The 10,414-nt window shown below is 66.5% G+C and carries 10 protein-coding genes, 1 tRNA gene and 2 CRISPR repeat arrays; of the genes, 4 read left to right on the forward strand and 7 right to left on the reverse strand.

The annotated features are described in order from the left end of the window. The first annotated feature begins 145 nt into the window (after positions 1-145). Together E1267_RS12690 and E1267_RS46315 are read left to right on the forward strand one after the other, a co-directional pair. Positions 146-343, forward strand: coding sequence for a helix-turn-helix transcriptional regulator (locus E1267_RS12690; RefSeq protein ID WP_342774809.1), 198 nt, complete (start codon positions 146-148; stop codon positions 341-343). Next, positions 340-1,734, forward strand: a complete 1,395-nt coding sequence (locus E1267_RS46315) for a tyrosine-type recombinase/integrase (RefSeq protein ID WP_132332634.1) — start codon at positions 340-342, stop codon at positions 1,732-1,734. The genes E1267_RS12690 and E1267_RS46315 overlap by 4 nt, the downstream gene beginning before the upstream one ends. A 136-nt stretch (positions 1,735-1,870) precedes the next feature. After that, positions 1,871-2,265: direct repeats of the CRISPR family, unit length 29 nt; unit sequence GGGACCATCCCCGCGTGCGCGGGGAGCAC. 266 nt (positions 2,266-2,531) lie between these two features. Here E1267_RS46315 and E1267_RS12700 read toward each other — a convergent pair. From E1267_RS12700 to E1267_RS12715, 4 genes are all read right to left on the reverse strand, one after another. Next, positions 2,532-2,768 carry a hypothetical protein gene (locus E1267_RS12700; protein WP_132332635.1) on the reverse strand — a complete coding sequence of 79 codons (237 nt, stop codon included), beginning with the start codon at positions 2,766-2,768 and terminating at the stop codon, positions 2,532-2,534. Between the two features lie 70 nt (positions 2,769-2,838). Further along, the gene (locus E1267_RS12705) at positions 2,839-3,405 is read right to left on the reverse strand and encodes a hypothetical protein (RefSeq protein WP_132332636.1); all 567 of its coding nucleotides are present in this window, start codon (positions 3,403-3,405) and stop codon (positions 2,839-2,841) included. A 26-nt stretch (positions 3,406-3,431) separates the two neighbouring features. Further along, positions 3,432-5,345 carry a DUF6571 family protein gene (locus E1267_RS12710; protein WP_132332637.1) on the reverse strand — a complete coding sequence of 638 codons (1,914 nt, stop codon included), beginning with the start codon at positions 5,343-5,345 and terminating at the stop codon, positions 3,432-3,434. Positions 5,346-5,709: 364 nt separating this feature from the next. Then, a CRISPR array of direct repeats spans positions 5,710-6,286; the repeat unit is 29 nt; unit sequence GGGACCATCCCCGCGTGCGCGGGGAGCAC. A gap of 322 nt (positions 6,287-6,608) precedes the next feature. Then, positions 6,609-6,684, reverse strand: a tRNA-Arg gene (locus E1267_RS12715). Between the two features lie 207 nt (positions 6,685-6,891). Here E1267_RS12715 and E1267_RS12720 point away from each other — a divergent pair. Together E1267_RS12720 and E1267_RS12725 are read left to right on the forward strand one after the other, a co-directional pair. Further along, positions 6,892-7,332, forward strand: a complete 441-nt coding sequence (locus E1267_RS12720) for a hypothetical protein (RefSeq protein WP_132332638.1) — start codon at positions 6,892-6,894, stop codon at positions 7,330-7,332. A gap of 211 nt (positions 7,333-7,543) precedes the next feature. Then, positions 7,544-8,572: a M15 family metallopeptidase gene (locus tag E1267_RS12725; protein ID WP_132332639.1), complete on the forward strand. Its 1,029-nt coding sequence runs from the start codon at positions 7,544-7,546 to the stop codon at positions 8,570-8,572. Here E1267_RS12725 and mscL read toward each other — a convergent pair. The 3 genes from mscL to E1267_RS12740 form a co-directional block, all read right to left on the reverse strand. Continuing rightward, entirely contained in the window at positions 8,569-8,967 is a 399-nt protein-coding gene (gene mscL / locus E1267_RS12730; RefSeq protein ID WP_132332640.1) for a large conductance mechanosensitive channel protein MscL, read from the reverse strand. The genes E1267_RS12725 and mscL overlap by 4 nt on opposite strands. A 23-nt stretch (positions 8,968-8,990) precedes the next feature. Beyond that, positions 8,991-9,581, reverse strand: coding sequence for an SAF domain-containing protein (locus E1267_RS12735; protein ID WP_246063810.1), 591 nt, complete (start codon positions 9,579-9,581; stop codon positions 8,991-8,993). Next, on the reverse strand, positions 9,578-10,414 hold an 837-nt coding region (locus E1267_RS12740; RefSeq protein WP_425465075.1), incomplete at its 5' end, for an S-methyl-5'-thioadenosine phosphorylase. The genes E1267_RS12740 and E1267_RS12735, both read right to left, overlap by 4 nt.

The following is a 10,414-nucleotide window of genomic DNA, read 5'->3' on the forward strand; positions in this document are numbered from 1 at the left end:
GAACAAAGCCGATCACCACCAACCGGCCGCAGCACGTAACGCCCGTTCTTTCTTCTTTCTTCGTCCTGATCACCATCCGGCCCACAGCCACCAAGCACGGGGCCTGTACCGCACTCAACCATCCGTGATCCGCAAGGAGCCGCTCTTGGCCACCGCCACCACCCAGCGAGGCATGCTCACCCTCGCCGACCTCTGCGCCGAACTCCAGATCTCCCGCTCCACCTTCTACGACTGGCGAGCCAAAGGCCGCGCCCCGCGCTGCCTGAAGCTGCCCAACGGCGACCTCCGTATCCGCCGCGCCGATCTCGACCGCTGGCTCGCTGGATTGGAGGACGCCGCTTGAACAACGACATCACTTACGACGTACGCGTCTACAAGACCGAGGTCTACAAGGGCACGACGACCACGACGTACTACGTGCGCTGGAAGGTGGGCGGAAAGGGGTGGCGCAAGTCCTTCCGCAACGCCGCGCAGGCCGACACCTACCGGGGGGAGATCCAGTCCGCGGCACGCAGGGGAGAGGCGTTCAGCCGCGCCACCGGGGAGCCGGTTTCCTGGGGGCGTAGGAACGGCGCTGACATGAGCTGGTACGAGTTCGTCTGTAAGTACGTGGACATGAAGTGGAAGGCAGCCGCGCCGAAGTACCGACAGGACATCGCCCGCGCCCTCACCGCCGCCACTCCGGCCATGTACAGCACGACACGCGGCAAGCCGGAAGATCGTGCGCTGCGTTCCGCCATGCACCGCTGGGCCTGCAACACCAAGCAACGAGAGCACGCACCCGAGGAGATCGCCGTCGTGCTTAGCTGGCTCGCGGCCAACACCAAACCCGTCTCCGCGTTCACCGACGACCCCGGCCTCGCCCGTGACTTGCTGGACGCGGCCACATCCCTCCTGAACGGTCAGCGCGCGGCACCGAACACCGTACGCAAACACCGGATGCTCCTGTCCAACGCGCTGGACTACGCCGTCGAACTCAAGGTGCTGCCGGAGAACCCGCTCAAGACGCTGAAGTGGAAACCGCCGGCCAGCACGTACGAGGTGGACCGGCGCAGCGTCGTCAACCATGCCCAGGCCAAAGCCCTGCTGGCCGCCGTGCAGTCACAGCAGCCGAGTGGACCACGTCTCGTCGCGTTCTTTGCGCTCATGTACTACGCCGCGCTACGTCCCGAGGAGGCCATCAGCCTGCACCGCGACAACGTGGCTCTCCCGCCGCTGGCAGAGGGCGACGACTCGGGCGAACAGAACGCCTGGGGGGAGCTCCACCTGCTCAAGGCTGCTCCATACTCAGGGCGCGAATGGACCGACAGCGGCGTGGCCCGCGAGGAGCGTGCACTCAAACACCGTGCTCAAGGTCATGGGAGAACCGTGCCGATCCCGCCACCATTGGTTCACATCCTCCGCGTCCATCTCGCCGAGTTCGCCAATGACACAGACGGTCGCCTCTTCAACGGCGTGCGGGGCGGAGAACTGCCGTTCATCACCTATAGACGGGCTTGGAAGGCCGCACGGAAGACGGCGCTGACCGCGAAGGAGTTCTCATCTCCGCTGGCGCGCCGGCCGTACGACCTCCGCCACGCTTGCGTCTCCACCTGGCTCAACGCAGGCGTCCCGGCTCCCCAGGTGGCCGAGTGGGCGGGGCACAGCGTGGACGTGCTCCTGCGGATCTACGCCAAGTGCATCGTCGGCCAAGACGAGATCGCCAAGCGCCGCATCTCCGAGGCCCTGCGGTAGGCCAACCGAACGCTGGAGACACCTCCAACAAGGGGCGAGGGCGCCTCCAGCGCTACGGGCCAGTGGAGCGTCGCTCGACAACTCCCAGCGTGTGCAGGGAGCACAAAAGGGGAGAGTTGGTCGGGCGGCATGAGGTGGGACCATCCCCGCGTGCGCGGGGAGCACCTGGTCGTGATCGCGGACGTCAACCCCGACGAGGGACTATCCCCGCGTGCGCGGGGAGCGCGGCACCACCGTCCAGGTGTGCGGGATGTGGCCGGGACCATCCCCGCGTGCGCGGGGAGCACAAAACGTTCCGAATCGCGCCGGACGAGGCCACGGGACCATCCCCGCGTGCGCGGGGAGCACTCGTGAAGCCCACGCGGCTCGCCATGCTGCCGGGGACCATCCCCGCGTGCGCGGGGAGCACGAGCGGTGGAAGGAGAAGATGGCCGAGCGCCCGGGACCATCCCCGCGTGCGCGGGGAGCACCCTGCGATGAACAGCTCAGGCGCCCGGCCGCCGGGACCATCCCCGCGTGCGCGGGGAGCACTCTCCACGACCTGCGGGTTTATCGAGCACAGAAGCTGTTTCCGAGCACTTTCACTGAATTGGACATTATGGACTCTCGGCTAGCTTGGCGAGCAAGAGATCACGTCAAGTTGCGGAAGACGCGGCAGAAGTGTCGCACGACGACGGCCGCGCGCACAGACCCCGGGCGATCACCTGAGTCGAGCACCTCGGTTGTCCATGGCTGGACACTGCATGGCATACCTAACGTTGCCGTTGTTCCCGAACGGCGGGGTGGTCACGTTGGCATCAGCCGAGGCCGTACTTTCGTTTGATGGAAGCGGCTTCCTCCTCGGTAACCTCGCTCGGCGTGCGGCTTAGCGCCTGCCGCAACTCGTCCATGATCGCTTGCCCGGCGGTTCGGGCCCGGGCGCTGAACCCAGAGAGTTGGGCGTCGAACTGCTTGGCGGTGGGGCCGGTCCAGACCTTGCCGGTACGGAACATTCGGCGGGGCCTGTCGACGTCGGTGTCGATCTGCTCGATCATAGGGCCGATGGTGCGAATGGCGTGCTGGAGCACCTCATGCAGCGGGTTGTTCACCATCGCGGGCATCGGTTCAGTTCTCGACCTTCTCGGGGACAGGGGTAGCGTCGAGGATCAGCTTCGGTGCGATCAGTTTCATCAAGGCCACGACGTCGGCGGCGTTGTCGCGCCCTCTGACACCGCGTACGAGTTCCACTATCACGCGGTCATGGCCGTGTACCAGCACCGCCGCTGCCTGAGTGTTGCCGGCGCTGCCGTCTTGGAAGGTGAACCCGATCGAGCCGGGAACGATCTCGGGTAGGCGGGCGGCACCCTTGCGGATCCGGTAGGCGACTTCTTCTTCGGTCCCGTCGGGGGACAGGCTGACATCCAGGACCTTGGGCTTTTCACCTGTCGGCTCGTAGACGAAGCATCCGCCGCTACCCCACTTTTCGCTTCCCAGGTCCTCACCGGCGGTCATGTCGAACTTCCCGTCCACGAGGGGATCCTGCACACCCGTCATCAGCCGTACGGCATCCAGCGGTATGTAGTCGCAGATGAACGGAGAGGCTGCGACCGAGGGAACGGGGGTCGTGTTGACGGGACGTTCCTCCTGCTGCTGGCATGCGGTCACCAGAAGTAAAGCGGTGAGAGCCGTCACGGGTAATGCGAGATGTTGCCTCATGGCTAATTGTGCCTCGAATGTCCTTTGTTGTAGCCCGACGTCAATGCTTCATCGATCTTTTCCCATCGTTTCCCGGCAAGGGCATCTTCCAGCCATGTCTCGTATGCCTGGAGCCGCGGATGGCTGTTGCCGTCGTGCGGTGCCATCTCCTTGCGCGTCATGAGGGAGTTCCCGTCGTCTTTCAGGAAGTTGAAGCGGGAATCTCGGGGATTCTCACCCTTCTCTCGGCCTGGTAGCGAAGCCCATGGATGCGTCTTGTCGGGAGGATCGGATTTGCCGAACAACCCATGCCTGAGCATGGCGTCCGCGGCGATCTGGTCTAGCAAGAACTGAGCCTTGTTCTCCGCCACGTTGGCATCGTACTTGGCCTTTTCTGTGTTCTTGTTGGTCTTGGCGGCATCTTCGATCATGCTGGTCCATGAGCCCAGCGTTGCCGCCGTTATAGCCGCAGCCGCTGCTTGCGGAATCCCGAGGCCGGTGTTGACGACAGCCATGAAGACTTTCATGTTCCGTTCTTGGGCCGCGTCCAATTCCTGGCCCTGCTTGATCTTCGCGAGTCCGCTGGCTTCGGTGATCAGTCCGAAACCGGCGCCGGCTTCTGTCGCATTGATCAGAAGGTGCCTGGGGTCTCCGGTCTCGGCAGTTCGGGCAGCGCCATGGTCGAGTAACTTCTTTCCCCAAGCGGTCTGCGCCGCCGCGACAGCCGCCAACGCCTTGGGATCGTGTTTGAAGGCGTCTCTCATGACGAGGCGCAGATCCTCCTTCTGAAACTGGGCACCCCAGACTCGATCCTCTTGGGGCATGTGCGTGCGCTCAACCTCGAACACAGCGGAATCGTCATCGCTGGTGCCTTTGGCGACGCGGTTGACGTCGTTGATGTACGCGGCCAGGATGCGCGCGGTGCTGCCGGTCGTCGCGAAGGAAGGGCCCTCGGTGCCCGTAAGGACGCGCTGAGCTTCCCAGCGGATGAAGTCCGAAGCTATCTTCGCCGAAATAAATCCCGGCGACGGCTTCTGCGCGGTGCCGTCGCGGTCTCGGTACGTCATGGTCGCGGCCTCCAGCGCCTTGCCGAAAGCGTTCCCCCCGTCATACATCGGTCGCTCGGTAACGTACCTCTTCATGATGCTGGGATCGCCGGAGAAGAAGTCCTGGGCGGCCTTCGGATGCTTGGCCAACGCCTCCATCACACCGACCATCGGATCCTGCGGGATGCTGGCCGAAGCGGCATCGTTCCACGACTTGCGGTCCAGACCGTCCAACGTCTTGGCGATGGCCACCAGGAAATCCCGCTCGAAAGTGCCATGAGGAAGCAGCGCCGATAGCCCGTGCTGATCCACCGGTACCCGCAGATTCGACAGCATTTCCTTCTGCCATGACGCGTTCAGCCGCGAACTTGCCGCGCCGAGCGCCTTGCCCAGCGCCGCCTGTAATCGCTTCTTGCCCGCATCCTTCTGGTACACCAGCGCCGCCATGAGATGCCGGAACCGCTCCGGCCCCAACGCGTACATCAACGACGTGGCAAAACCTTCGTCCCCGGACCGCTTCTCCAGATTGGCGATGGTCTTCTCGTCCACCTTGCCGTTCCGGTCGACCTCGCGCAGCTTGAGTGCGGCGGCGTACACGTCGGGATCGCCGGAAGCCCCGCTGTACAGCGCCTCGTCGAACGGGCGCAGCCCACCAGTCGCATCCGTGCCCCATTCTGTGGTCACGGCCTGGATGGTCTCATTGCGGCGCCGTAACTCTGGCCGCTTGGCCCCGATCCAGTTGCCCAGCTCCCGCATGGCGTTCAGCCGCGAGGTGTCCAGGTCGAGGTTCTGCAGCATCCGCCGGATTTGCGGCTCGTTGCGGCCGAGCGTGTTCTCCGCCTGGCCGAGGTCACGCTCGAAGTCGTGCATCAGCGTCGGGTCGATCCCCATATACCCCCAGTCGGGCGGCTGTGCCACCGCCGGCGGGGTCAAGGAAGGAGGTGCCGGTTCCGTGTCGGTATGGGCGGGCTGTTCGGGTTGCGGGCGTTCAGGTGACGGCTGGGGAAGCGGCGATGGCGGGGTCGTCATGACGAGTCTCCAGCACCTACGAGGACCATCGCATTGTCCCCCGGCTGCATTTTTCTTGCGAGAGGCGCATAACGCATCAGCATGGTCATTTCTCGGCTGTGAGTTGCTGAGACGCCAGGATGTACGCAGCGCGCGTCCTGCGGGTTCGCTCCTATAGGTAGAGGGTTACACCCAGGCCCACGTGCGCGGGGATCACGCCACCCGTCGAACACGTCCCCGCCAGGGTGGGCCCATCCCCGCGTGCGCGGGGAGCACCAGGTCTTGATGTGCCGGGCCAAGATCTGCATGGGACCATCCCCGCGTGCGCGGGGAGCACTCACCACGGACGGCAGCCTTAACCAGGTCGACGGGACCATCCCCGCGTGCGCGGGGAGCACAACTGGCCGCCCTTGCTCGGCACCGTGTAGGTGGGACCATCCCCGCGTGCGCGGGGAGCACGCTGGGCCCGAGCGGACCTCGCCCAACACTGCGGGACCATCCCCGCGTGCGCGGGGAGCACTGACCAGGCCCGATAGGATCTGGTCATGGCTGTGGACCATCCCCGCGTGCGCGGGGAGCACACCGCTGTGACGACGCCGGGTGTGGCTGTGGCGGGACCATCCCCGCGTGCGCGGGGAGCACCGCATGGTCTTCGTCAACTCCATGGGCGACCTGGGACCATCCCCGCGTGCGCGGGGAGCACGAGCTGATCACCGAGGCCGCGTCATCGACCGGGGACCATCCCCGCGTGCGCGGGGAGCACTGCTGCTGGGTCTCGGGGGTGTGGTCGTCGTGGGGACCATCCCCGCGTGCGCGGGGAGCACCCTCCACGACCTGCGGTTTTACCGGTAGCCGAGGCCATTTCTGAGCACTTTCGCGGAATCGGACATTTCGCCACTCTCCTGGGAGGGCTATGGAGACGGGTGGAACTGTGAACCAGCAACGCCTTGCACGCCGCTGAGCGGCAGCGCGTCCGCGAGCGTGTCGGTCCGGTGCAGCTCCATGCTCGCCTCCGCCCGAGCTTTGCGCACGTATTTGGCACGATCACCCGCTAACGATCATCCACAGCCGCACACCACCGGACACATCAAAAAGCCCTCGACCGACGTTTCCGCTGGTCAAGGGCGCTTTGATGCTGGTTGAACCTGGTGCCCCCGGCAGGATTCGAACCTGCGGCACCCGCTTTAGGAGAGCGGTGCTCTATCCCCTGAGCTACGGAGGCGGACCCTCGTAAGCCTAGCGAAAGTCTGGCACTGCGTGGGACGTGGAGCCGGGGTGAGTTTGGTCGGGTTGGTTATGGGCGTTCTGAGCTGCGGTAAAGGCATGGCAAGTGATCGGATTGTGCCTCGGCAAGCGTGGATAGCGTCTGCCTGTGACCAGGAGGCGATGCGCGCGTACCCGTCGGCGGCCCGTTGTGTTGTTCGGGGCGTTGCTGGCGCCGGCGATCCTTGCCGGTGGGTTGTTGGCGGGGGAGATGAAGGGGTTCGAGCGGGACGTACGGGTGACCGGTGCTGGGCACGGTGTCGACTACGGCGTTGGGCGTGGTGGCGGGATGGTGGTGTTGGCACCGGTGCGGTTGCCTGCCCCCGCGCATCCGGATCGGGTGTACGAGGGTGTGGTGCCGGTTGTTGTCCGGGAGGCTGCTGAGCCGGTTCGGCCGGTTCCGGTCGTCCCCGCGCCGGAATCGGAGGAGAAGGCGGAGCCCGAGCGGGTGGCGGTCGAGGAGCGGGTGACGCCTGTGCCTGCGCAAACGGAGGCGTCGTGCCCGGGGGAGTGGGCGGACACGTGGTTGTGGGAGTTGTGCCGGGATCGGCAGCAGGCCGTGGATCCGGGGACGGGCGCTGACAGGGGGCTGCTGCCGGGGATCTGAACCGTGGGCCGGTGGGCGGCGTACTGATTGGTAGGGCGCGTTGTGGGTTGACCGTACAAAGTGGGTTTTTTGTCTCATAACAGCTCTTCGGAGTTCGCTCCGGACACTCTGAGGGCTGTAGTAACGTGCGTGCCTGACCCCGGTAACGAGTTTGCAAACGGAGGAGTCGAACGTGCCAGCCCCTCGGTCAGCGGGTCTGATCGTGGTCGTCATGGCGATGGCTTCCCTCCTTACGCCGCCCGCGCAGGCTCGGGCTGAGGCGCACAAGCCGCGTGATCCCTCCGGCCTGACCGCGTTGCGGCAGGAGGCCGAGAAGTCGGCCAAGGAGCTCGAGGACGCCACCAAGGCCCTCGAGAAGCGGCGGGCGGAGATCGCCGCCTCGGAGAAGCAGCTCGCATCCAAGCTCACCGCCCTGCAGAAGCTGGAGGGCCGGCTCGCGGTGATGCGGCGGCCCGTGGCCGAGATGGTCGAGTTGATGTACGAGCAACCGGTGGCGGCGGACGGGGTGCTTCCGTTTCTGTCCGGTACGTCGGATCAGAAGACGCTGCGGGCGTTGACGGACGCGACCCACATGGTGAACACGCGGCAACAGGCGGTCGAGCAGACCAGCACGCTCTACAAGGAGGCCGAGCGGCTGGCCGCTGAGGCGCAGGAGCTGCGGGCCGGCAACCTGCTGGCCGAAGCGCAGATTGCGGCCGAGGTGGACACGTTGCGCAAGCGGTCGGACAAGATCGTGAAGTCGGTGACGGCGGCGCTGGTCAAGCTGGGCATCAAGGTCGACAAAGTCGGGCGGGACGCGCTGGGGTGCAACCCGCTGCGGGCGGCGACGGCCGACAACTATCCCAACGGGCTGATCCCCAAGGGCATGCTGTGCCCCCTGCAGCAGAAGGGGCACAGCCTCAGAGCCGACGCCACCATCGCGTTCGTGAGTCTGAACGAGGCGTATCGCAAGCGGTTCGGCAAGTCGATGTGCGTGACCGACGCCTACCGCAGCCTCGCCGAGCAGCAATCGGTCTATTACCGGCGGCCGGGGTTCGCCGCGGTGCCGGGGCGGAGCAACCACGGGCTCGGGCTGGCCGTCGACCTGTGTGGCGGGGTGGAGAGGGCGGGGACGGCGGAGTTCGTCTGGATGGAGAAGAACTCCAAGCGGTATGGGTGGTTCCATCCTCCCTGGGCCTACACCGGTCCAATCGAGCCGTGGCACTGGGAATATGACCCCGACATCGACTCGGTGCTCTAGACGGTGGCGACTTCCGCGCTGCAGAACGCGCAACGGGAGGCGGCCTTGGGGATCTCCGACAGGCATTCGGGACAGTCGCGGGTCGTCGCCTCGACCTTGGCGGTCAGACGATCTTTGACGTGGGCGTAGGGCTTGACGACGAAGAAGTAGACGACGCCGGCGACGATCAGGAACGACACCACCGCGTTGATGAAGTTGCCGTACATGAAGTCGGACCGGCCGACCGTGATCTTGAGCGAGGCGAAGTCGGGCAGCCCGCCGAAGGCCGAGATCAGCGGCGTGAGCAGGTCTTTCACGAACGATTGCACGATCGAGTTGAAGGCGGCCCCGATGACGACGGCCACAGCCAGGTCGATGACGTTCCCCTGCATGAGGAACTTCCTGAATCCACTCATGCAGATGGATGGTAGCGGCGCGCTCACGTGCCGCCACCCGGATTGATGGTGATCGAAAGGCGGCCGCCGGACTGCGCGGCGGCCAGCTCGGCCGCCTGGGTCAGGGTGGTCGCGAGCACGATCAAGGCGCCGTGGTCGTCGCCGGACTCCCTCGTGGACTCCGGGATGGACAGGACCGTCAGCTCCGACGCGATCTGGCGGGCTGGCAGGCCTTCCTGCCAGGACGCCAGCACGCCGATCGTGGAGCCGGGCGTGATGAGCTCGACCGCCGCGGCGTCGGCTATGCGCACCGGGGCGGCCACCATGCCGGGCGGCAGGCGGAAGGAGTGGAGGAGGCGGACGTCGGTCAGCGGCTCGCCCTTGCGCATCGGGGTGGCGAGGACCTGGCCGGCCCGCGTGGTGCGCACCGCTCCTGACGGCGGGCGGTCGAACGGGACGGGGCTGAAGTCGTCGGGGTCGAGCGGGCCGGGAGACAGGTCGCGCGCCGCCACCAGCACCGTGGGACCGTCGGCGGGACGCGTGGCGAGGTAGGCGGACAGGACGGCGACCGCGGCCGTCGCCGCCGCGACGAGACGGCGGCGACGGCCGTAGCGGCGCAGCCAGGTCTGGATCACGGCAGTTCGAACGGGTGGTCGATGCCGTCGAGGGCGGCGGGGCAGGGGCAGCCGCGCTCCTCGGGAAGCGCCTGCACCGTCTCGGCCACGAGGGTGCGCATGCGGGCGACATTCTGCGCGAAGAACTTGAGCACCTCGTCGTGGGTGACGCCCTGGCCGGTCTCCACCCCGGCGTCGTGGTCGGTCACCAGGCACAGCGAGGTGTAGCACAGGGCCAGCTCACGGGCGAGGATCGCCTCGGGGTGGCCGGTCATGCCGACGATCGACCAGCCGTTGCCCGCGAACCACTGCGACTCCGCTCGCGTGGAGAAGCGCGGGCCCTCGATCACCACCAGCGTGCCGCCGTCGACGGTCTCCCAGCCGCCGGCTTCGGCGGCTCGCACGGCCACGGCCCGGCCGGACAGGCAGTAGGGGTCGGCGAACGGGACGTGGACGGCACCGTCGGCGTCGTAATAGGTCTGGACGCGGCCTGAGGTGCGGTCGATGAGCTGGTCGGGGACGACCAGGGTGCCAGGGCCGTATTCGGCCTTCAGCGAGCCCACGGCGCTGGGCGCGAGCACCTGCCGCACGCCGAGTGAGCGCAGCGCCCAGAGGTTGGCGCGGTAGGGGATGCGGTGGGGAGGGAAACGGTGGTTGCGGCCATGCCGGGGGATGAACGCCACGGAACGTGCGCCGATGCGCCCGACCGTGACGACATCGCTCGGCGGTCCGTAGGGGGTGGAGAGCTCGATCTCTTCCGCGTCGTCCAGCAGGGAGTAGAAGCCTGAGCCGCCGATGACGCCGATGTCTGCGCGAGTGACCATGGCGAGAGAGTAGCCGGGGCGGGCGAGGGG

The sequence above is a fragment of the Nonomuraea longispora genome (assembly GCF_004348345.1).
GTDB lineage: Bacteria > Actinomycetota > Actinomycetes > Streptosporangiales > Streptosporangiaceae > Nonomuraea > Nonomuraea longispora.

Excerpts from the sequence above, each read along its gene's own strand:
- E1267_RS12700 (WP_132332635.1), bottom strand. The coding sequence starts at position 2,768 with ATGATCGAGCAGATCGACACCGACGTCGACAGGCCCCGCCGAATGTTC.
- E1267_RS12710 (WP_132332637.1), bottom strand. The coding sequence starts at position 5,345 with ATGGGGATCGACCCGACGCTGATGCACGACTTCGAGCGTGACCTCGGC.
- E1267_RS12725 (WP_132332639.1), top strand. The coding sequence starts at position 7,544 with ATGGCGATGGCTTCCCTCCTTACGCCGCCCGCGCAGGCTCGGGCTGAG.
- mscL (WP_132332640.1), bottom strand. The coding sequence starts at position 8,967 with ATGAGTGGATTCAGGAAGTTCCTCATGCAGGGGAACGTCATCGACCTG.